Source organism: Serratia proteamaculans, assembly GCF_949794035.1.
Classification (GTDB): Bacteria; Pseudomonadota; Gammaproteobacteria; order Enterobacterales; family Enterobacteriaceae; genus Serratia; species Serratia proteamaculans.
In genome coordinates this window covers 2,374,550-2,396,627 of the sequence record NZ_OX461105.1, presented here as the reverse complement: position 1 = coordinate 2,396,627, position 22,078 = coordinate 2,374,550, and the positions used below count along the sequence as shown (strand labels likewise).

The following is a 22,078-nucleotide window of genomic DNA, read 5'->3' as shown; positions in this document are numbered from 1 at the left end:
TGATGACGCATAAAACTTTAAAATATTTTTCTACGGTAATCGTCTGCGCCATTGCCATCTGTGCCGGTTGGTGGCTATGGAATTATTATATGCAATCCCCGTGGACCCGTGACGGAAAGGTGCGCGCAGAACTCGTCAATATCACGCCAGAAGTATCTGGAAGATTAGAGAAAATAACCGTTCATGACAATCAGTTCATACCTGCGGGAAGTCTGATTTTTACGATCGACCCGGTTCCATACCAGATTGCACTCGACAATGCTGAGGCCGCGCTGGCAAAAGCGCAGTCAGATATGGCCAAGGCCGACCATGAGGCGGCACGCCGTCGCGGCCTGCCGAAAAATGTTATTTCTGCCGAAGACATGGACGAGTCAAATTTAGCGGCCCAGGCAATGAAAGCTTCGTATAAAGCCGCGCAAGCTAATCTGGAACAGGCCAAATGGAATTTAAGTAAAACTAAAATTTTCGCCCCTACCGACGGCTATATCACCAATTTACAGGCACGGGTTGGAAACTATGCCAGTGCCGGAACCCCACTGGTCGCACTGGTTGACGTGCACTCTTTTTATGTACTCGGTTATTTTGAGGAAACCAAGCTAAAACATATAAAAGAAGGCAATCAGGCGGATATCGTTTTATATAATGGCAACATCCCGCTCCAGGGTGAAGTGGAGAGCATTGGCCGAGCCATTTACGATCAAAGCGTCGACAGCAGCAGTGATTTATTAATGGACGTAAAGCCCAACGTGCCCTGGGTACGTCTGGCGCAACGCGTACCGGTGCGGATAAAACTGCTGAACGTGCCCGCCGATTTGCCCTTGGTGGCTGGCACCACCTGCACCATCTCCATTCATCAGTAAGGCTAACCAGTGAATCTGCCTTTTTTGGAATGGAACCGCACGCCCTGGGGGAAAGCCACCGGCGGGCAATGGCGCTATGCACTGCGCAATTCGCTGGCGATGTGCCTGTCACTGTGGGTGGCTTTTGTTCTCAATCTTGACGAACCCTACTGGGCGCTAACCTCGGCGGCGGTGGTCAGTTTTCCTACCGTCGGCGGCGTGATCAGTAAAAGCATCGGGCGTGTTTTCGGTAGTCTGGTCGGAGCCGCCGCCTCGGTGGCGATTGCCGGCCATTGCCTGAACGATCCCTGGTTGTTCACCCTGTTTATTGCCGCCTGGATTGGCCTGTGCACCTACATTTCCAATCATTATCAGAACAATGTCTCCTACGCCTTTGCGCTGGCGGGCTATACCGCCGCCATCATCGCCTTCAGCACGGTCAACGTGACCGACACCCAGCAAATCTTTGATATCGCCCAGGCGCGCGTTTGCGAAGTGATCACCGGTATTCTGTGCGGTGGTCTGATGATGATGATCCTGCCCAGCACCTCGGACGGTGAAGCCCTGCTGACCTCACTGCGGCGCATGCACCTGCGGTTGCTGGAGCATGCCGCCATGCTGTGGCAACCGGAAATTACCGTGCAGATGCGTACGTCGCACGAAGGGGTCATCGGCCAGATCCTGACCATGAACCTGCTGCGTATTCAGGCCTTCTGGAGCCACTATCGGCTGCGTAGGCAAAATAACCTGCTCAATTATATGCTGCATCAGCAGTTGCGCATTACCAGCGTGATCTCCAGCCTGCGCCGCATGCTGTTAAACTGGCCGGATCGCCCGGCCAATCTGGCGAGCGTGCTAGATCAACTGCTGAACGAGCTGCGCAGTCCTGATACCGATAAATATCGGCTGGCCCGTATTCTGCAGCAAATCGCCCCGCAAGATCCTGCCGACTACCGCCACCGCGCCTTCTGGTTGCGGCTACGGCATTTCTGCTGGCTGTATCTGAATTGCAGTCGCTGGCTGCTGCGGCTGGAAAACGCTACCCCGGTCAGCGATATCCAACCGCCGCATGTGACCTCTCTGGCACGTCACACAGATAGCTACGAAGCCGCCTATAACGGGTTACGCACCTTTTTGTGCATTGTCCTCGGCTGTGCTTACTGGATTAACACCCAATGGGAAGCCGGGAGCTCCGCTTTGACGCTGGTCGCCATCAGTTGCGTGCTCTATTCCTCCACGCCTTCGCCGATCAACAGCATCACGACTTTGCTGAAGGCGGTGACGCTGCTTTCGATCGTCTGTTTTATGGTGAAGTTTGGCCTGATGATCCAGATAGATGATTTGTGGCTGTTCTGCGCCTTCCTGTTCCCGGTGCTGGTGACCATGCAGATGCTCAAGCTGCAGAATCCCCCCTATGCCGCGCTTTGGGGGCAACTGATCGTGTTTATGGGCTCGTTTCTGTCCGTCACCAATCCACCGAGTTACGATTATCAGTCGTTTATCAATGATAGCCTTGGCAAAATTGTCGGCGTCCTGTTGGCCGGTATGGCGTTCCAAATCTTGCGGCCCAGTTCGGACAAACGCAAAAGCCGGCGCATTATCCGCGCCCTGCGACGCGACTTTATCGATCAACTGAGCAAAAAGCCGCAGCAGAGCGAGAGTCGGTTCGAATCGCTGATTTATCACCGTATCAGCCAATTGAATCAAAGCAAGGATCAAGAGGCACGCAGTTGGTTATTGCGCTGGGGCGTGGTGCTGCTCAACTGCAGCCATATCGTTTGGCAATTGCGCGACTGGCAGACCCGCTCCGATCCGCTCTCGGCGGTGCGGGATGTTTGTATTCACTGCTTGCGGGGCATTATGACGGAGAAAGGCGTACAGCACAGTTCACTGGACGCCAGCTTGCAGGAACTGCAACGCATGAGTCGTGCACTGGCGCACCACCCGGAACAGGCGGCGCGCGATCTTGCCGGCTTAATTTGGCGACTTTACTGTTCGTTGCAACAGTTACAGCAGGCGATCACCCCGCCTGACAGTACAGCAGCGGTCCCCGCCTCACGCTAACCGGCTTTATCATTTAATGACACCGCAGGCGAAACGCTCCCCTCCGCCGCCCAGAGGTTTAGGCTGGTCGGAATGGTTATCACCGCCGGCATGCACCATCAGCGCCTTACCGGTTATTTCGCTGATTTTTTTCAGCCGCGGTGCCAACACCGGATCGCTGGCCATGCCGTCATCCGTTACGTAAATTGCCGGCAGGTCTCCCAAATGGCCATCGGCATAGGGGCCAAGGTGTTTACCGGTTTTTTGCGGATCAAAATGGCCGCCCGCCGCCAATGCCGCAACCGCCTTGCCCTCTTTCATTCCCGGCTCGCAACTGCCGTTCTCATGAACGTGAAAACCGTGCACCCCGGCCGGTAACGCTTTGAGCTGTGGCGTAAACAGCAGGCCGTAAGGCGTTTCACTGATTGTCACTTTGCCAATTTCCTGACCTATTCCCTGTCCGGTCACCAGATTCATGTCAACATCCACCGTTGCCGCCTGAGCGGCTCCGCAGGCCATCAGGCCGAAGGCCGCATACCAATAATGTTTCATTAATTAATCTCCCTGAACTCACTGTGAGCATTCAAGTATAGGGGAAGCTGTAAGCCACCGCTCAAAACGCACACAATTTTGCCGATCAAATTCGCATTCTGAATAATTCATACTAATAATAATTCTACCGATGTCGGTCCTCTGACCAGCTGCCGTTCGGTATACCTTACCTACCGACACAAGCTGCAACAGCTATTCAAAGATCAACCCGGCAATGCAGCGAATTCATAAGGAACTGATATGGGAATCTTTAATTATCAAGATCTCGATGATGCGAAGTCCAAAGTATTGTTTAGTGACGCCTTGGCAATTTCTACTTACGCCTATCACAATATCGACAATGGATTTGATGAGGGCTACCACAATACCGGATTCGGTCTGGGCTTACCCCTGACGTTGGTGACAGCGCTGATTGGCAGCACGCAATCACAGGGCGGATTACCCGGTATTCCCTGGAACCCCGACTCGGAAAATGCGGCGCTGGAAGCGGTCAATAACGCCGGTTGGTCATTAATTGGCGCTGACCAATTAGGCTACCAGGGTAAAACCGATGCCCGTGGTACCTATTATGGCGAAACTCTGGGCTATACCACCGCCCAGGCTGAAGTACTGGGGAAATATGACAGCGAAGGCAACCTCACCGGCATTGGCATTGCTTTTCGTGGTACCAGCGGGCCGCGGGAATCCCTGATTACCGATACCATCGGCGATCTGATCAATGACTTGTTGGCAGGATTTGGCCCTGCCGGTTATTCCGATAACTACAGCCTGAAGGCCTTTGGTACCCTGCTGGGCGACGTCGCTAAATTCGCCCAGTCAAACGGGCTGAGCGGCGATGACGTGACCATCAGCGGACACAGTCTCGGTGGGCTGGCGGTGAACAGCATGGCGGCACTCAGCGACGACAACTGGGGTGGTTTCTATGCGCAATCCAGCTATGTGGCATTCGCATCCCCCACGCAATACGAGACCGGCGGCAAGGTGATTAATATCGGCTATGAAAACGACCCGGTATTCCGCGCACTGGACGGCGCAAACCTGACGTTGGCCTCCTTAGCGGTGCATGATGCGCCGCAGGAGTCCGCCACCAATAATATCGTTAATTTCAACGACCATTACGCCTCTGATGCCTGGAATATTCTGCCCTTCTCGATCCTGAATATTCCGACCTGGCTATCCCACCTGCCGTTCTTTTATCAGGACGGCTTGATGCGAGTATTAAATTCAGAGTTTTACTCGCTGACCAGTAAAGACTCGACGGTGATTGTCTCCAACCTCTCCGATGTGACTCGCGGCAATACCTGGGTTGAGGATCTCAATCGCAACGCCGAGCACCACAGCGGCCCAACCTTTATTGTAGGTAGCGACGGCAATGATTTAATCAAGGGCGGTGCCGGTAATGATTATCTTGAAGGCCGTGCCGGCAATGACACTTTCCGTGACAGCGGCGGTTTTAATATTATTTCCGGCGGCGAAGGCAATAACACCCTGGATCTGCAGCATGCATTGAAAAATAGCGAGGTCGCCTACGACGGTAATATGCTCTACCTGCGCGATGCCAAAGGCGGCATCACTCTGGCAAGTTCGATTAATACGCTGAAAAGCAAAGAATCAGCACTGCTGATTTTTACCAAAGACGTTGAGCACCAGGTGACCGACAGCGGATTGCGATCCGACAAAGGGTTGACCGCCTATGCCAGTTCGGCCAACGGCAGTGCTGCCGATGACACCCTGACCGCCAAGGCTTCCGGTTCCTGGCTGTTCGGTCTGGAGGGCAATGACCAACTGTTCGGTGGCAAAGGTAATGATGTCTTTGTCGGCGGTGCCGGTAACGACGTTATGCACAGTCAGGGCGGCAGCAACACCTTCCTGTTCAGTGGCGACTTTGGTCAGGACCAGATTTACGGCTATCAGGCGCAGGACAAGCTGGTGTTTATCGGGACCGATGGCAGCAGCGCGGGCGGTAACTTCCGCGATTTTGTTTCTGAAGTGAACGACAATCTGGTGTTTAACTTTGGCGGCAATACGGTCACGCTGGTCGGTCAGGGGCTGAGCAGTCTGTCTGACGGCCAGGTGGTGCTGGCGTAAAAAAACCGGGCAGCCCAGGCTGCCCGGCTTCTTAAGGCGATTAAGGCACGTCGTAACCCAGCGCGGCTTTACGGATACGGAACCACTGTTGGCGGTTCAGCGTCAATTGCTGCGCCTTCAGCGCCGAACGCACGCGTTCAATCTTACCGGAGCCAATGATCGGCAACGGTGCCGACGGCAAACGCATCACCCAGGCATACACCACCTGTTCAATCGTCTCGGCACCGATTTCTTGCGCCACCGCCTGCAGCTCATCGCGCAGCGGCTGGAACTCGGCATCGTTGAACAGGCGACCGCCCCCCAGACAGGACCAGGCCATCGGCTTGATACGCAATTGCTGGCACTGATCCAGGGTGCCGTCCAGAATGGCCGGCTGATGAATTGGCGAGATCTCAAGCTGATTGGTCACCAGTGAGAACGGCAGGCGTGACTGCAACAGGGTGAACTGCGTGGTGGTGAAGTTGGAGACGCCGAAGTGTCGTACCTTGCCGCTTTTATGCAGCGCCACAAAAGCCTCGGCCACCTCATCGGCATCCATTAACGGATCCGGACGGTGGATCAACAGCAGGTCAAGATAATCGGTATGCAGATGCGCCAGCGAACGTTCCGCGCTGTAAACGATATGTTCGCGATCGGTAATGTAATGGCCGATCGGATTACCCGGTTTGGCGGTGGTGGCGATGCCGCATTTGGACACCAGCTCCATCGACTGGCGCAGCGAAGGCTTCAGGCGCATCGCTTCACCAAAGGCTTGTTCGCAGGCATAGCCGCCGTAAATGTCCGCATGGTCGGCGGTGGTCACACCCAGCTCAATATGCTGCTCAATGAACGCCAGCAGCTGCTGCGGCGACATCCCCCACTCCATCAAACGCCAGTATCCGCAAATCATGCGGGAAAATTCAGGCCCCTGCGGCGCGAGTTGTATACGGTTTACCATTGTTGAAACCTCAAGACATTGTTTAATGCCAGCATACACAAGCGGATAACGCGGTGGGAAGCGAAAAGCCGCGCTTACGTGCGGCAGATCAGAAATGACTTAGAACAGCGAGGGTTGTTCCGGCAAGGGTTCGTCGGGCTGTTTATTGGCTCGTTGCAGGCGCAGGAAACGCTGGTGACACAAACGTATCACGTCTCGTTTTTGCGCATCGCTCATTTGCATCCAGCCAAAGCGTTCCTCGCGGCTGCGCAGGCAGCCACGGCAAAAACCGCGATCGTCGGCCTGACAAATGCCGCGACACGGGCTGGGGATGTCAAAAAACTCGAGCTGCTGCGCCACACGTCCTCCTGCGTTCTTTTCCTAATTGAAGACGCCATCGGCGCCGCTGGCAAGTGACTTTTCGGCATGACGGTGAAAATAGTCGCGTAAATAACGCAACGCCTGACGATTTTTCTCTGGCATTGCCCGTTCGAGCGTCATCGCATGCAGCCGCAGAGGTGCCGGTCGCCATTCAGGCATCAGTTGGATCAGTTCGCCGCGCTGCAGTTCATCTTCAATTTCATACAGAGGTTGAATCGAGATCCCCAGTCCGCTGCGGGTAAAGGCGCGCATCACGTTCATACTGTCGCTGACGATTTGCCCTTCCGCCAGGCGCAACTTTAACTGTTGCCCGCCCTGATGATGTAAATCCAGATGTGCGCCGCTGAAAGCCCCCGAGATCCACCGGTGCTGCACCAGGTCCTGCGGCGTCTCCGGCACCCCATGTTGGCTGAGATAGCGTGGTGCGGCACACAGCACCATTGGCCATTCGGCCAGCGGATGGGCGATCATATTGGCGTCGGCCAGTTGGCGGTTGACCCGCAGCGCAATGTCGATCCGATGTTCGATCATATCGATAATCCGGTCGTCCGCCAGTACCCGCAGCGTCAACTTGGGATGGGCCTGCAGCAGCGGTGCCATCGCCTCCGCCAGCGGGCGGCCACCAATACCAATGGTTGTGGCGATACGCAATTCCCCCACCAGAGTGTCACGCAGCTCCGCCAGCCGCTGTTCGGCCTGCTGCGCCTGAAACAGCATCGCCTCACAGCCAGGATAGAACGCCGATCCTGCTTCGGTCAGCGCCAACCGCCGTGTCGAACGGTGCAACAACGGCACGCCGAGCGATTTTTCCAGCGACCGCATATGCTGGCTGACCGCCGACGGCGTCATGCCCAGCCGCCGGGCCGCTCCGGCAAAGGAACCTTCTGCCACCACGGTAGCGAATACCGCCATTCGATTCAGTTTATCCACGATTATGAAGTTTTACTTAATCAAGAAAGCATGAATATGGCACTAATCAGCTCTATTGTTAAGTACTACAGTGTATATAGCCGCTCAGGTCAACCAGGCCTGAGACAAAACACTGAACCTATTCCTGACAGGAGCAAACAGATGAAAGTAGCCATTATTGGAGCAACCGGTTTTGTTGGCCGCCGCGTGGTGGATGAAGCACTGGCCCGTGGCTTACAGGTCACGGCGATTGCTCGTCAGCCAAAAGACTTGCCGGACAATGCCAACCTGACCGTCGCACTGGGTGACGTCGCCGATACCGAATGGCTGGCGAAACAGCTGACCGGTCAGGACGCGGTGATCAGCACCTTTAACCCGGGTTGGGCAGAAGAGAATTTGTATGAAAAAACCACCCGTGGCTCGCAGCAAATCCTGGACGCGGTGAAAAAATCCGGCGTCAAACGCCTGCTGGTGGTTGGCGGTGCCGGCAGCCTGGAAGTGGCGCCGGGCGTGGAACTGGTAGATACCCCGCAGTTCCCGGAAAATATTCGCCCAGGCGCGCAGGCCGTGCGTGATTTACGCAACAAGCTGCGCAATGAATCTCAACTCGACTGGACCTATTTGTCCCCAGCTGCACTGCTGGAACCCGGCAAACGCACCGGTCAGTTCCGTCTCGGCACCACCCAATTGTTGATGAACGGCCAGGCTCCGGCCAGCATCTCGGTAGAAGACCTGTCGGTTGCTATCCTCGATGAGATCGAAAAGCCGCAGTTTATTAAAGCGCAATTTACCGCCGCCTACTAAGCCCCCCGCGCCAGACCACCCGGTCTGGCGCCTCTAACCTAAACCAAAATTAAACGCCCCCGCAACGATTCTGAATCTCTAAGGTTTTCTTAAGTTTCATCCTGTAAATTTCAGCGCATTACACAATATCAGGATTCAGATTTGGCAATGTCGTTACGTCAACGCTTACAGTGCAACAGCCTGGGTTTTATCCTCGCCAGTGCCTTATTCTTCACTCTGTTCCAGAACGCGTTATTCCTTCATAAAGCCTGGTCGTATATCACCTTCGATAACGTCCATAGCGTGATTTTCGCCGCCACCATGCCGGTGGTGATTTTCTGTGCGCTGAATATTATTTTCAGCGTGCTGACCGTGCCGTTCCTGCGCAAACCGCTGATGATTTTCTTCCTGCTCGGCAGCGCGGCCGCCAACTACTTCATGTTCAGTTACGGCGTGGTGATTGATGGCAACATGATGCAGAACGCCTTCGAGACCAATCCCCAGGAAGCGACGGCGCTGTTAACGCCGCGCATGGGGCTGTGGCTGACCCTGCTCGGTATTCTGCCTGCAGTATTGGTTTGCTTTGTCGACATCCGCAAAACTCGTCCATGGTGGTACATGGTCGGGCTGCGCGCCGCCAACGTAATGCTCTCGGTGGTGGTGATCCTGATTATCGCCGCGCTGTTTTATAAGGATTACGCCTCGCTGATCCGCAATAACAAAAGCGTGGTGAAAATGCTGACGCCGTCGAACTTCGTTTCCGGCACCATCAAATTTACCCAGCAGCGTTACTTCACCCGTAATCTGCCGCTGGTGAAAATCGGTGAAGATGCACACAAAGGGCCACTGATTACTGCGCAACAAAAGAAAACCCTGGTGATCCTGGTGGTGGGGGAAACGGCGCGCGCCGAGAACTTCTCTTTGGGTGGCTATGGGCGTGAAACCAACCCACGGCTGAAGCAGGACGACGTGGTGTACTTTAAAAATGCCAGCTCCTGCGGCACCGAAACCGCCATTTCTGTGCCTTGCATGTTCTCCAACATGCCGCGCAAAGATTACGATGCCACCCAGGCGACTCATCAGGAAGGCATGCTCGACGTAATGGCGCATGCCGGTGTCAATGTGTTGTGGCGTGAAAACGATGGCGGATGCAAAGGTGCCTGCGATCGCGTGCCGCACGTGGACATGACCAAGTTGAAACTACCGCAGGATTGCGACGGCGACGTCTGCATGGATAACGTGCTGCTGTATAAACTGAACGACTATATCAACGGCCTGAAAGACGACGGCGTGATAGTACTGCACCAGATGGGCAGCCACGGGCCGGCCTATTACCGCCGCAGCACGCCGGAATTTCAGAAATTCTCGCCGACCTGCAACAGTAATCAGATCCAGGATTGCACTCACGAGCAGTTGGTGAATACCTATGACAATTCACTGTTGTATACCGATGCCATGCTGGACGACACCATCAAGCTGTTGCAACAGCACAGCGACAAGTTCAACACCGCGCTGGTGTATCTTTCCGACCACGGTGAATCGCTGGGTGAAAATGGCATGTATCTGCACGGCACGCCTTACGTGTTTGCCCCAAGCCAGCAGACCCACGTTCCTTTCCTGATGTGGATGTCTGCGGACTATGAGCGCAACTTCAAGGTGGATCGCCAGTGCCTGAGTAACATGGCGGAAAAGGAGGATGTCTCGCAAGACAACCTGTTCCACACCCTGCTTGGCATGCTGAACGTGCAGACCCGTGAATATCAACCCCAGTTGGATATTCTGCAACGCTGCCGGGGTGCAGCCTGAGGGCTTAACTTCCCGCCTCTGTTAGGGCAAAATAAGCATCATTATAACCGGCATTTCACTGCCGGTTTTTTTATTGCTATTGACCTAGACCAATCGGTCTATTATGCTGACACCCATTATGACTAAACATGCGCATTGCCCTACAGATACTCGTGAACATTTGCTCGCTACCGGCGAGACCCTCAGCCTGCGCCTTGGTTTTACCGGCATGGGGTTGAGCGAATTGCTGAGCACGGCGGGCGTGCCGAAAGGCTCGTTCTACCACTACTTCCGTTCAAAAGAAGTGTTTGGCGAAGCGATGCTACAGCGTTATTTCGAGCACTATGATGCGGCAATGCAACAGCTGTTTACCGACGATAAAAGTGATGCACGCCACCAGTTGTTGAGTTATTACGCTCAGGCGATCAGCTACCACTGCCGCAGCGAATGCCATAACGCCTGCCTGGCGGTCAAGCTATCGGCCGAGGTGAGCGACCTGTCGGAACCCATGCGTCATGCACTGGAAACCGGCAGTGCCCGGGTGATTGGTCACCTGCAGGATACGATTGAACGCGGTATCCGCGAAGGGTCATTGTCGATAGCCATGAGCCCGGCGGCTACCGCAGAAACGCTGTATTCACTGTGGCTTGGCGCTTCACTGCGAGCCAAAATCCGCCACTCGGTCGCCCCACTGACCAGCGCGCTGGAAAGTATTGAACTGTTGTTGCGCCCGGCGCAGCGCTAAAAAACACTTTGGTTTATCAAGAATTACCCTGTTGGGCAGTTCTACATTCGTTACTAGTCGACCGGTCTATTAATATAGGATTCACTATGAAGATTGAAAAGTTGTTCTCCCCGTTGAAGGTTGGCGCTGTAACGCTGCCAAATCGCGTGTTTATGGCCCCTCTGACGCGCCTGCGCAGCATTGAACCGGGCGATATCCCTACTCCGTTGATGGGTGCGTATTATGCCCAACGCGCCAGCGCGGGTCTGATCGTCACCGAAGCCACTCAGATTTCTTTCCAGGCGAAAGGTTATGCCGGCGCACCGGGGCTGCATACCCCAGAACAGATCGCCGCGTGGAAAAAGATCACTCAGGCTGTACATGATAAAAACGGCCATATCGCCGTTCAACTGTGGCACGTGGGGCGTATCTCCCACAACAGCCTGCAACCGGGCCAACAGGCACCGGTCGCCCCATCTGCGATCAACGCCGACACCCGCACCACCGTACGTGACGAAACCGGTGCCTGGGTACGAGTACCTACCTCTACCCCACGTGCACTGGAAACCGAAGAGATCCCAGGCATCATTAATGATTTCCGTCAGGCAACCGCCAACGCACGTGAGGCCGGTTTCGATTTTGTCGAACTGCACGCCGCACACGGCTATCTGCTGCACCAGTTTATGGCTCCGGCGTCTAACCAGCGCACCGACCAATATGGCGGCAGCATCGAAAACCGCACGCGCCTGACGCTGGAAGTGGTTGACGCCACCATCGCGGAATGGGGCTCAGAACACATTGGCATCCGTATTTCCCCACTGGGCCCGTTCAACGGCCTGGACAACGGTGAAGATCAGGAAGATGCCGCGCTGTATCTGGTGGAAGAACTGAACAAGCGCAACATCGCTTTCCTGCATATTTCCGAACCTGACTGGGCCGGTGGCAAGCCTTATTCCGACGCCTTCCGTGATTCGGTACGCGCCCACTTTAAAGGGGTGATTGTCGGGGCTGGCGCTTACACCGCCGAAAAAGCGGAAGAGTTGATCAATAAAGGCTTTATCGATGCCGTGGCCTTTGGCCGCAGCTATATCGCCAACCCGGATCTGGTTGAACGCTTCAAACAAAATGCTGAACTGAACGAACCTAAGCCGGAAACTTTCTACGGCGGCGGTGCTGAAGGCTATACCGACTACCCAACGCTGTAAGTAAAATACAAAAGCCCGCCGGTGTACCTATACCTGCGGGCTTTTTGCCGTCTGGGTTATCGGTCAGTTACTTCACAGCCAACCTCGCCCAACGCTGTATTTCATTGGCATCAAGATTATTCATTATCGTGCGAAACCAAACGGTAAACTTTTCCGGGTTGCGCGTTATATCATCCGTTAATTGCTGAATATCCATCCACAACCAGCTGTGTGCTTCTTCAGGCGCCGCCTGCGGTTCGCCGTCAAATAAACCGACGTAGATATGATCGAACTCGTGCTCAATTAAATCGCCGGGCACCGCAGCGTGATAGGTGAAGCTGGAAACCTGCTGCAACTCACTGCTAAACCCCATCTCTTCCTGCAATCGGCGCTGAGCCGCGGCAAGCGTTACCTCTCCCCAGCGCGGGTGGCCACAGCAACTGTTGGTCCATAGTCCGGCCGAGTGATACTTACTGAAAGCACGCTGTTGCAACAGCAGGCGGCCCTGGCTATCAAAGATAAAAATTGAAAACGCCCGGTGCAACAACCCCTGCTGATGTACCAGCGTTTTGGTTTGCGAACCAATGGAGTTATCATCGGCATCCACCAGAATGAGCATTTCATCCATTAAGCGACTCCTTCGGCAAACGCGATGTCCCCGCACTGAAAAAATAAACCGTCATATTAATCCGATCCAAATTTATACATTAACCCAGTCCAATCCGGGCTCTATATCGTTATCGTGACGCGCTGTTCCTTGCAGGGGTTATAGTACCTATTTCCAAACTGTGCACGGCGACAAAGTGTGCGGTTGCTGCTGTCTTACCCGACCATTGAGTGACAACGTCACTATAGTATTGTGCGCCCTGCCTTGGCATACATTGAAATCCCTTATGCGGCAACGCTATACTGGATTTCGCTTCAATCCATCCGCCATTGGCAACGGCACATCCAATCAGAGGAATTATGCGCTTACTCCATACCATGATCCGCGTCGGTGACCTGCAGCGCTCCATCGACTTCTATACCAAGGTATTAGGCATGCGCTTGCTGCGCACCAGCGAGAACCCGGAATACAAGTACTCGCTGGCGTTTGTAGGCTATACCGATGAAAGCGAAGGTGCAGTGATTGAACTGACCTATAACTGGGGCACCGACAGTTACGAAATGGGCACCGCGTTCGGCCACCTGGCGCTGGGGGTTGACGATGTTGCCGCCACCTGTGACAGCATCCGTAACGCCGGTGGCAAGGTCTCCCGCGAAGCCGGTCCGGTCAAGGGCGGCACCACGGTTATCGCCTTTGTTGAAGATCCGGACGGTTATAAAATCGAACTGATCGAGAACAAACACGCCGGCCATGGCCTCGGCCACTAAGGTCAATCAGGGGCGCTTTCTGCGCCCCTGTTTTTTCCGCGTGATAACCGCCTGCAACCGGGCGCAAAATTTGCCATAATGCGCGCTGTATTCGATGAAGATAAGAAACTGATGGCCGAAAAAAGTGATCTTAACGCCCTGAGTGGCCGTTTTCGTGGGTTTTACCCTGTAGTAATAGATATAGAAACCGCCGGATTTAATGCCAAGACTGACGCACTGCTGGAAATTGCCGCCGTTACGTTAAAAATGGATGAAGACGGCTGGTTACAACAGGACGAAACCCTGCATTTTCATGTGGAGCCTTTTGAAGGCGCCAACCTACAGCCGGAAGCGTTGGCCTTTAACGGTATCGACCCGAGTAATCCGCTACGCGGTGCGGTCAGTGAACACGATGCCCTGCACGCTATTTTTAAAGCGGTGCGCAAGGGGATTAAGGATCGTGGCTGTAACCGGGGGATCATTGTGGCGCATAACGCCAATTTCGATCACAGCTTCCTGATGGCTGCCGCAGAGCGCGCCAGCCTGAAACGCAACCCTTTCCACCCCTTCGCCACCTTTGATACCGCGGCGTTGAGTGGGCTGGTGCTGGGGCAGACGGTGCTGGCCAAAGCCTGCATTGCCGCCGATATCCCGTTCGATAGCGCCCAGGCGCATTCGGCGCTGTATGATACCGAGCAAACCGCTCAGTTGTTCTGCGAACTGGTTAACCGCTGGAAACGCCTTGGTGGCTGGCCATTGGCGGCCAGTAATACCGACTAAGATACAAAAAAATCGGGCGGCCCAGTATTAGCTGGCACCGCCCGATGACTTCCAACAATAGAACCGAGCCGATTAAGGCTGCTGGTCTTCCTGCTGTTTGTATTTCTCTGCCGTTTCTTTGATCAGCTGCTGCAATTCGCCGCGCTGATACATTTCCATGATGATATCACAGCCGCCAACCAGCTCACCGTCTATCCACAGCTGTGGGAACGTCGGCCAGTTAGCGTATTTCGGCAACTCGGAGCGGATGTCCGGGTTCTGCAGAATATCAACGTAAGCAAAACGTTCGCCACAGGCAGACAGCGCCTGCACAGCTTGCGCTGAGAAACCGCAGTTTGGCAATTTCGGTGAACCTTTCATATACAGCAGAATTGGGTTCTCAGTGATCTGGTGCTGAATTTTTTCAATCGTCGTCGTCATTATATTGCTTCCTCAAGCCAAATCTCATGGCTACAACATGCATCACACTGGCTATTGTAGCGGCTGGAACAGTCGCAAGAAAACGCCATCTTTTGCAGGGGCATTCCTTGGTTGTCAGTCGCGTCTCGCCGGCAAGGCCTTTCCGGTCAAAACATATGCGCAGAATAACATTTTTAATCTGGCTATTTCACTAATATATTTTTTCATCAAAACACGACGTTTAATAAATCCAGTGACGGTCATTGTTGATTTTTTATACACCAACAGTTTGATTTTTCAGCAGAAAAAATGCTATTAACGTTTTCTCACAATATGGATTATCATTTATGAGTTCTTCGCTGTTTTATATGGCGAAATTCGGGAATACTGTCATTCTTTCGATATCTGTTCCGGGGCCAAGGTTGGTAACGTCGACATGCGTTTAATTCTTACGCTTTTTGTGCTGTTGTTTACACAGCTATTCTTTAATCTGGCGCATGCTGCGCCGCAGTCTCGTGTTGCCGCCGAGCAGCGTAAGAGCCACGTAAACGAAGCCCGACCGGATGACCGCAAGAAAAAGAAAGCGGTTAAAGCCAGCAGCAAAAAAGTAAAAGTCACCACCCCACAGAAAACTGCCAAGGTTTCCAAAACCAAAACAGAAAAAACCGCTAAAAAGATTGTTAGCGCCAAATCGAAAAACAAAACTCATAAAGTCGCCAAGATTAAAGTGACCCCGCCGAAAAAGGGTTACAAAAAAGGCTATGGCCGCCACCGCGAAGCCGGTATGGCCACCGCCAAATTGGTTCGTGACGAGAAGCCGCTGAAACTTACCCCGGCGCACAAGAAACGCTACCAGCATGCCAAGCAAACCGCGATGGCCAAGCTGATGGATCAGATGGGTAAGCCCTATCGTTGGGGCGGCACCTCACCGAGAACCGGTTTTGACTGCAGCGGCCTGATTTATTACGCCTATAAAGACGTGGTGAAAATCAAAATGCCACGTACCGCCAACGAGATGTACCACCTGCGCGACGCCGCGCCGATCAAGAAAAATGAATTGGAAAGCGGCGACCTGGTGTTCTTCCGGATTAACAACCGCGGCGTGGCAGACCATGTTGGGGTTTATCTGGGCAACGGTAAATTCATTCAGTCACCGCGTACCGGTGAAGAAATCCGCATCAGCCAGCTCGACAACGATTACTGGCAAAACCACTACATTGGCGCACGTCGGGTAGTGACACCGAAAACCATTCGATAATTGCCTTTGCGGCTGGCCCTGCCAGCCGCTCTCCCCTGAGCGTTTCCCCAAACTCTCGATGCTGCAACTAATCCTTTGCCATTCCCCCTGTATTTCAGCGCGAAAATTGCTAAGCTAAATACCCACAATAAAAGCAGGTCAATCTGTTGTTGGTTGTTCTGATTCAGGTTGGCACTGTAAAAGGAGAAAGCAATGTCGTTTGAACTGCCCGCATTACCCTATGAAAAAAATGCCCTCGAGCCGCACATTTCCGCAGAAACCCTGGAATACCACTATGGCAAGCACCACAACGCCTACGTGGTTAACCTGAACAATCTGTTGAAAGGCAGCAAGTTTGAAGGACTATCGCTGGAAGCGATCATTAAGGCCTCAGACGGCGGCATCTTCAACAATGCTGCACAGGTGTGGAACCACAGCTTCTATTGGCATTGTTTGTCGCCACAAGGCGGCGGTGAGCCTCAGGGCAAACTGGCAACGGCGATCAATCAGGCTTTTGGTTCTTTCGCTGCCTTCAGGGAACAATTTAGCGATGCCGCAGTGAAAAACTTTGGCGCAGGCTGGACCTGGCTGGTGAAAAAGCCGGATGGTTCACTGGCTATTGTTAACACCTCGAACGCGGCTACACCGTTGACCGGTGAAGATAAACCGCTGCTGACCGTCGACGTTTGGGAACACGCCTACTACATCGATTACCGCAATGCGCGGCCGGCCTACCTGGAAAACTTCTGGGCGCTGGTTAACTGGGCATTTGTGGAGAAAAACCTGGCGTAAAGCTGAGGGAAAGAGCAATCAGGCGCAGCGGGCTGCGCCTGTTTTACTTAAGGGGATCAGTTCAAAGCAGCGGTGAAGCTGAAAGCAATAATCACGGCCAGCGCACAGACGGTGGTGAACAGTGACATTTTCAGATCGGTATCCATTACAACTCCTTTTCAGATTGGGTTTCCCAAGGGTAAAAGGCACACAATTAATGCGTCAAACCATTTTCACACAGTTAGCCAATAAAATCTTGTTATCATTTCCCGGTTTATTATATCGATTACCTCTTCCCCTTTTGTTCAATATGGGACAAAATTCGCAGTTCACAACTGTGTACCGGCAAAATGCCCCTCCTGACCAAGCGCTGACGACTTCAACACACTAAAAACTCAGTTTTCGCTTCTTTGGAGAAGGATCTACGCAGGCAAACGATTAACATCACACTTACATGCTGCAACATGTGAGTTCAGGAGTCATTCTTTACATGGCAACGATTAAAGATGTGGCCAAACGCGCTGGCGTTTCCACCACCACCGTTTCGCACGTCATCAATAAGACTCGTTTCGTCGCCGAAGAGACAAAAACGGCCGTGGCTGCCGCGATTAAAGAGCTGCACTATTCACCCAGCGCCGTGGCGCGTAGCCTGAAGGTCAATCACACCAAATCGATTGGTTTGCTGGCGACCTCCAGCGAAGCCCCCTACTTTGCCGAAGTGATCGAGGCGGTGGAAAACAGTTGCTACAGCAAAGGCTATACGCTGATCCTGTGTAACTCGCACAACAATCTGGACAAACAGCGTGCCTATCTGGCGATGTTGGCACAAAAACGCGTCGATGGTCTGCTGGTCATGTGTTCGGAATACCCGGACCAATTGCTCGGCATGCTGGAAGACTATCGCAACATCCCAATGATGGTGATGGACTGGGGTACCGCGCGCGGTGATTTTACCGATACCATTATCGATAATGCCTTCGAAGGTGGCTATTTGGCCGGGCGTTATCTGATCGAGCGCGGCCACCGTGATATCGGCGCCATTCCGGGTCAGTTGGCGCGTAATACCGGTGGCGGCCGCCATCAGGGCTTTTTAAAGGCCATGGAAGAAGCCAATATCGAAGTTCGCGACGAATGGATTGTCCAGGGTGACTTTGAGCCAGAATCCGGCTACAAGGCCATGCACCAGATATTGTCGCAGAAGCATCGCCCGACCGCGGTATTCTGCGGTGGCGATATCATGGCGATGGGTGCGATCTGCGCCGCCGATGAACTTGGGCTGCGCGTACCGCAGGACATCTCGGTGATTGGCTACGATAACGTACGTAACGCCCGCTATTTCACCCCGGCGCTGACCACCATTCATCAACCGAAAGAGCGTTTGGGTGAGATGGCATTCACCATGTTGCTGGACCGTATCATCAGCAAGCGCGAAGAGTCGCAGGTGATTGAAGTGCATCCCAAGCTGGTTGAGCGCCGCTCGGTCGCTGACGGCCCTTTCATCGATTACCGCCGCTAGTCGTTAGCGCCGGAAGCCTCTGCGGTTTCCGGCGTCACTTCGCTTAACCATTCCTGATTCAAGGTTTCACTGTCCCCCAGGTAGTCCAACAGCCAGGCCATCGCCGGTGATGGCGTATTCTGCTGCCAGGTCAGGCAACAAGGGCTGGCCGGAAACGGCTGTTGCAACTGCAACGCCACCAGTTCCCCGCGCTGCACCAACGGCAATGCCTGATGCGCAGGCATCATGCCGACGCACAGGCCTGCACACAGGCAATCCAACGCCGAGGCCCAGTCCGGCGCCACCAACCGCCGTTGGTTGTCCAGCGTCCAGGTGACTCGTTTGGGCAGGTTGCGTGAGGTATCTTCCAGACACAGCGATGGGAAAGGCCGAAGCTGATCGTCGTTCAGCAGCCCTTCCAGCGCCGCCAGCGGATGCTGCGGGCTGACCACGCACAACCAGCGCATATCCCCCATATCGCGAAAAGCATACCCGCCGCCGACCGGCACTGCCCGCGTCGCCCCAATCGCCATATCGGCACGCCCATCCACCAGCGCATCCCACACACCGTTAAACACCTCCGGTTGCACCATCAGTTCAACGTCGGGGAAATGGCGGTAAAAATCCAGCACCAGTTGGCGACAGCGCTGAGGTTTAACAATGATGTCCACGGCAATTTTCAACTGGCCACGCCAGCCGTTAGCCACCTGCTGACACTGTCGACGGGTGTCGAGCATTTTTTTGATGACAATGCGCGCATCCTGAACAAACAACACGCCGGCCGGGGTCAGCTCCACGTCGCGATGACGGCGCTCAAACAGCGGTACCGCCAGCCATTGCTCCAGTTGTCGCACGGTATAACTTATCGCCGAGGGTACACGGTGCAATTCCTGCGCCGCTGCGCTGAAGCTGCCGGTGCGGGCGACCGCGTCTACTACATCGAGTGAATATTCAGACCACATAACCTTGCCTTCAATTTTTTTAACAGCACCTCGCAAATATTACCGTTTCACAAGCAGAGATCCAGCCGGATACACTTGCCGGCGCTAAAAACCTGCGACATTAAAATATTAACGAGAAATACCATGCGAAATTCCTTTGGTTTTATGTTCTACCTTGCCGGCCTGAGTATGCTGGGTTATCTGGCCACCGACATGTACTTGCCCGCCTTTGGCGTGATGCAGCAAGACCTGCAGATTTCCGCCGGGGCGATCAGTGCCAGCCTCAGTATCTTCCTGGCCGGCTTTGCCTTTGCTCAACTGCTCTGGGGCCCACTGTCCGATCACCTCGGCCGTAAACCGGTGTTGCTGATTGGCCTGGCGCTGTTTGCCCTGGGTTGCCTCGGTATGCTGTGGGTACAGAATGCCGTTCAACTGTGGTCACTGCGTTTTATCCAGGCGATTGGCGTGTGTTCTGCCGCCGTCACCTGGCAAGCCCTGGTGATTGACCGTTACCGTGAAGGCAAGGCTAACCGAGTCTTCGCCACCATTATGCCACTGGTCGCACTTTCGCCTGCACTGGCCCCCCTGGTCGGTGCCTGGTTGTTGAACCACATGGGCTGGCGTGCCATTTTCGCCGTGCTGCTGGGCATCACGGTGATTTTGTTGCTGCCAACGCTGCTGTTGAAAGAAAGCGCCAAGGCCGAGCCTTCTGCCGAGAAGAAAAACACCCTGACCTTCTTGCAACTGCTTAAGTCCCCGGCCTTCAGCGGCAACGTCACCATCTTTGCCGCCTGCTCCGCCGGCTTCTTCGCCTGGCTGACCGGTTCACCCTTTATTCTTGGTGATATGGGCTACAGCCCAAATGATATCGGCCTGAGCTATGTGCCGCAGACCCTGGCATTCTTATTAGGGGGTTACGGCTGTCGCACCGCGTTAAATCGCATGAATGGCAACACCTTGCTACCGTGGCTACTGGTAGCTTATGGCATCAGTATGGTGGCGTTATATCTGGTTGCCACGCTGACCGAGCCAACGCTCACCACGCTGCTGATCCCGTTCTGCGTGATGGCGCTGGTCAACGGTGCCACCTACCCAATCGTAGTGGCAAATGCGTTAACCCCGTTCCCGGAAGGCACCGGCAAAGCCGCAGCCTTGCAAAACACCCTGCAGTTGGGCCTGTGTTTTGTCGCCAGTATGCTGGTGTCGGCTTTTATCGGCCAACCGCTGTTGGCAACGGTAACGGTGATGGTTTCTACGGTGGTGTTGGCCGCATTGGGCTATATGCTGCAACGGGGAAAAGTGATCGATGATCAGCAGGCTGCAAGGCAGGAACATGCTAACTCTGCGTCATAATTGTATGCATTAATAATCACTTAAAGAATATTTTTGCCGAGTGCGATTTACAGTTGAGTAAGCGCCTCGGCAAGCCTATACTCAAAACGACCTTTTAAAATAACACTTTTATAATTTCTTTATCACAAATTGCTGTTGTGTACGCGTATGGCGTCACACTTTTTTAAGGATTGTCTTTCCCGCGTTTCTTGCGCAGGAACCTTCTTAAAATTTTCCTCTGTTCATAGTCGGATATCAGACGCCACGGGACTTTTTACCGTAGGTAAACGTATGCACCCGCAGAATTTGTCTAAGCTATTTTTTGGCGGGTCATAAGTCAGAAGAAGGTGATGGAGAAGCTATGAGTTCATCGTGTATAGAAGATCTGAGCATTCAGGATAACCAATGGTATCGCATCGCCCATGAAATGCTCAGCATGGCCGGTATTGAAGTTAACGGCTCGCGCCCATTCGATATTCAGGTTAAAAATCCCGATTTTTTTAAACGCGTGCTGCAGGAAGGCTCCCTTGGCTTGGGCGAAAGCTATATGGACGGCTGGTGGGAATGTGAACGGCTGGATATATTCTTTCAACACGTAGTCCGTGCCGGTCTGGAAAAGAAACTCCCCCGCCATCTAAAAGATACCCTGCGTATTGCCGCCGCGCGACTCACCAATTTGCAATCGAAGAAACGCGCCTGGATAGTCGGTAAAGAACATTACGATCTGGGAAACGATCTGTTTACGCAGATGCTCGACCCTTATATGCAATATTCTTGCGCTTACTGGAAAGAAGCCACCACGCTGGAAGAAGCGCAAGAAGCCAAGCTGCGGATGATTTGCGACAAACTGCAGCTGCAGCCGGGCATGAACTTGCTGGATATTGGCTGTGGCTGGGGCGGGCTTTCTGCCTATGCGGCGAAAAATTACGGTGTTTCGGTAGTGGGCGTAACTATTTCTGCCGAACAGCAAAAACTGGCACAGGAAAACTGCGCCGGGCTGGACGTCGAAATCCGCTTGCAAGACTACCGCGATTTAGACCTGCAGTTTGACCGTATTGTTTCTGTCGGCATGTTCGAGCACGTTGGTCCGAAAAACTACCCCACCTACTTCAAAGTGGTGGAGCGTAATTTAAAACCGGACGGCCTGTTCCTGCTGCACACCATTGGCTCGAATCGGACAGATATGAATGTTGACCCGTGGATCAATAAATATATCTTCCCGAATGGCTGTCTGCCGTCGATCTCACATATTGCCCAGGCCAGTGAGGGGCGTTTTGTGATGGAAGATTGGCATAATATTGGCGCCGATTATGATCGCACCCTGATGGCCTGGTACGAACGCTTCAAACAGGCTTGGCCACAACTCGCCCAACGTTATTCGGATCGTTTCGAACGCATGTTCAGCTATTATCTGAACGCCTGCGCCGGAGCGTTTCGCGCACGTGATATTCAGCTTTGGCAGGTGGTATTCAGCCCGAAAGGCGTTGATGGCGGTATTCGCGTCACGCGTTAATAATCACTCAGCATAAAGAACCCCGGCTAGCTTGCACTAACCGGGGTTCTTTT

22 protein-coding genes are annotated in these 22,078 nt (G+C 53.7%); 14 read left to right on the top strand and 8 right to left on the bottom strand.

All coding sequences use genetic code 11. The features are described from left to right. Positions 1-2: 2 nt before the first annotated feature. Both QOT07_RS11295 and QOT07_RS11290 read left to right on the top strand, forming a co-directional pair. Positions 3-860: an efflux RND transporter periplasmic adaptor subunit gene (locus QOT07_RS11295; protein ID WP_099061825.1), complete on the top strand. Its 858-nt coding sequence runs from the start codon at positions 3-5 to the stop codon at positions 858-860. Between the two features lie 9 nt (positions 861-869). After that, positions 870-2,903, top strand: a complete 2,034-nt coding sequence (locus tag QOT07_RS11290; RefSeq protein WP_099061824.1) for an FUSC family protein — start codon at positions 870-872, stop codon at positions 2,901-2,903. Between the two features lie 9 nt (positions 2,904-2,912). On the opposite strand, the gene sodC is transcribed toward QOT07_RS11290, so the two are convergent. Beyond that, a complete protein-coding gene (sodC, locus tag QOT07_RS11285; protein ID WP_153860629.1) occupies positions 2,913-3,434 on the bottom strand; it encodes a superoxide dismutase family protein in 522 nt (173 codons plus the stop codon). 240 nt (positions 3,435-3,674) lie between these two features. On the opposite strand from sodC, the gene QOT07_RS11280 reads away from it, so the two are divergent. Then, positions 3,675-5,522, top strand: a complete 1,848-nt coding sequence (locus QOT07_RS11280) for a polyurethane esterase (protein ID WP_283603128.1) — start codon at positions 3,675-3,677, stop codon at positions 5,520-5,522. A 40-nt stretch (positions 5,523-5,562) separates the two neighbouring features. Here QOT07_RS11280 and QOT07_RS11275 read toward each other — a convergent pair whose 3' ends face one another. From QOT07_RS11275 to QOT07_RS11265, 3 genes are all read right to left on the bottom strand, one after another. After that, on the bottom strand, positions 5,563-6,459 hold the full coding sequence (locus QOT07_RS11275; protein ID WP_099065742.1) for an aldo/keto reductase: 897 nt from the start codon (positions 6,457-6,459) through the stop codon (positions 5,563-5,565). A 99-nt stretch (positions 6,460-6,558) separates the two neighbouring features. Beyond that, complete coding sequence (locus QOT07_RS11270; protein ID WP_099065741.1) at positions 6,559-6,798, bottom strand: DUF1289 domain-containing protein; 240 nt, start codon at positions 6,796-6,798, stop codon at positions 6,559-6,561. A 21-nt stretch (positions 6,799-6,819) separates the two neighbouring features. Then, positions 6,820-7,749, bottom strand: coding sequence for a LysR substrate-binding domain-containing protein (locus tag QOT07_RS11265; RefSeq protein ID WP_198642483.1), 930 nt, complete (start codon positions 7,747-7,749; stop codon positions 6,820-6,822). Between the two features lie 141 nt (positions 7,750-7,890). On the opposite strand from QOT07_RS11265, the gene QOT07_RS11260 reads away from it, so the two are divergent. The 4 genes from QOT07_RS11260 to nemA all read left to right on the top strand — a co-directional run bounded on the left by QOT07_RS11260 (position 7,891) and on the right by nemA (position 12,225). Next, positions 7,891-8,532, top strand: coding sequence for an NAD(P)-dependent oxidoreductase (locus QOT07_RS11260; protein WP_112347518.1), 642 nt, complete (start codon positions 7,891-7,893; stop codon positions 8,530-8,532). A 147-nt stretch (positions 8,533-8,679) separates the two neighbouring features. Then, entirely contained in the window at positions 8,680-10,317 is a 1,638-nt protein-coding gene (eptA, locus tag QOT07_RS11255; RefSeq protein WP_099065738.1) for a phosphoethanolamine transferase EptA, read from the top strand. A gap of 103 nt (positions 10,318-10,420) precedes the next feature. Beyond that, positions 10,421-11,041 carry a TetR/AcrR family transcriptional regulator gene (locus tag QOT07_RS11250; RefSeq protein WP_112347520.1) on the top strand — a complete coding sequence of 207 codons (621 nt, stop codon included), beginning with the start codon at positions 10,421-10,423 and terminating at the stop codon, positions 11,039-11,041. Positions 11,042-11,127: 86 nt separating this feature from the next. After that, positions 11,128-12,225, top strand: coding sequence for an alkene reductase (gene nemA, locus QOT07_RS11245; protein ID WP_283603126.1), 1,098 nt, complete (start codon positions 11,128-11,130; stop codon positions 12,223-12,225). Positions 12,226-12,292: 67 nt separating this feature from the next. On the opposite strand, the gene idi is transcribed toward nemA, so the two are convergent. Beyond that, complete coding sequence (gene idi, locus QOT07_RS11240; RefSeq protein ID WP_112347521.1) at positions 12,293-12,832, bottom strand: isopentenyl-diphosphate Delta-isomerase; 540 nt, start codon at positions 12,830-12,832, stop codon at positions 12,293-12,295. A 338-nt stretch (positions 12,833-13,170) separates the two neighbouring features. Between idi and gloA the strand changes: the two genes are divergently transcribed. Together gloA and rnt are read left to right on the top strand one after the other, a co-directional pair. Continuing rightward, entirely contained in the window at positions 13,171-13,578 is a 408-nt protein-coding gene (gloA, locus tag QOT07_RS11235) for a lactoylglutathione lyase (RefSeq protein ID WP_099065734.1), read from the top strand. Positions 13,579-13,656: 78 nt separating this feature from the next. After that, positions 13,657-14,337 carry a ribonuclease T gene (rnt, locus tag QOT07_RS11230; RefSeq protein ID WP_085116582.1) on the top strand — a complete coding sequence of 227 codons (681 nt, stop codon included), beginning with the start codon at positions 13,657-13,659 and terminating at the stop codon, positions 14,335-14,337. Positions 14,338-14,409: 72 nt separating this feature from the next. Here the strand turns inward: rnt and QOT07_RS11225 are convergent, their stop codons facing one another. Next, positions 14,410-14,757, bottom strand: a complete 348-nt coding sequence (locus tag QOT07_RS11225) for a Grx4 family monothiol glutaredoxin (protein WP_099065646.1) — start codon at positions 14,755-14,757, stop codon at positions 14,410-14,412. A 415-nt stretch (positions 14,758-15,172) separates the two neighbouring features. On the opposite strand from QOT07_RS11225, the gene QOT07_RS11220 reads away from it, so the two are divergent. Continuing rightward, positions 15,173-15,994: a C40 family peptidase gene (locus QOT07_RS11220; protein ID WP_219016055.1), complete on the top strand. Its 822-nt coding sequence runs from the start codon at positions 15,173-15,175 to the stop codon at positions 15,992-15,994. A 192-nt stretch (positions 15,995-16,186) separates the two neighbouring features. Beyond that, positions 16,187-16,765: a superoxide dismutase [Fe] gene (sodB, locus tag QOT07_RS11215; protein ID WP_085116580.1), complete on the top strand. Its 579-nt coding sequence runs from the start codon at positions 16,187-16,189 to the stop codon at positions 16,763-16,765. A 56-nt stretch (positions 16,766-16,821) separates the two neighbouring features. Here the strand turns inward: sodB and cydH are convergent, their stop codons facing one another. Then, on the bottom strand, positions 16,822-16,911 hold the full coding sequence (gene cydH / locus QOT07_RS11210; protein ID WP_004943739.1) for a cytochrome bd-I oxidase subunit CydH: 90 nt from the start codon (positions 16,909-16,911) through the stop codon (positions 16,822-16,824). A 323-nt stretch (positions 16,912-17,234) separates the two neighbouring features. Between cydH and purR the strand changes: the two genes are divergently transcribed. Then, on the top strand, positions 17,235-18,260 hold the full coding sequence (gene purR / locus QOT07_RS11205; RefSeq protein WP_099065644.1) for an HTH-type transcriptional repressor PurR: 1,026 nt from the start codon (positions 17,235-17,237) through the stop codon (positions 18,258-18,260). Here purR and punR read toward each other — a convergent pair. After that, the gene (punR, locus tag QOT07_RS11200) at positions 18,257-19,201 is read right to left on the bottom strand and encodes a DNA-binding transcriptional activator PunR (protein ID WP_099065643.1); all 945 of its coding nucleotides are present in this window, start codon (positions 19,199-19,201) and stop codon (positions 18,257-18,259) included. The genes purR and punR overlap by 4 nt on opposite strands. 123 nt (positions 19,202-19,324) lie before the next feature. On the opposite strand from punR, the gene punC reads away from it, so the two are divergent. Together punC and cfa are read left to right on the top strand one after the other, a co-directional pair. Continuing rightward, positions 19,325-20,533 (top strand): purine nucleoside transporter PunC, encoded by a 1,209-nt coding sequence (gene punC / locus QOT07_RS11195; protein WP_283603123.1) that lies wholly within the window; start codon positions 19,325-19,327, stop codon positions 20,531-20,533. A 340-nt stretch (positions 20,534-20,873) separates the two neighbouring features. Continuing rightward, positions 20,874-22,025, top strand: a complete 1,152-nt coding sequence (gene cfa / locus QOT07_RS11190; RefSeq protein ID WP_207977095.1) for a cyclopropane fatty acyl phospholipid synthase — start codon at positions 20,874-20,876, stop codon at positions 22,023-22,025. The last annotated feature ends 53 nt before the right edge of the window (positions 22,026-22,078 follow it).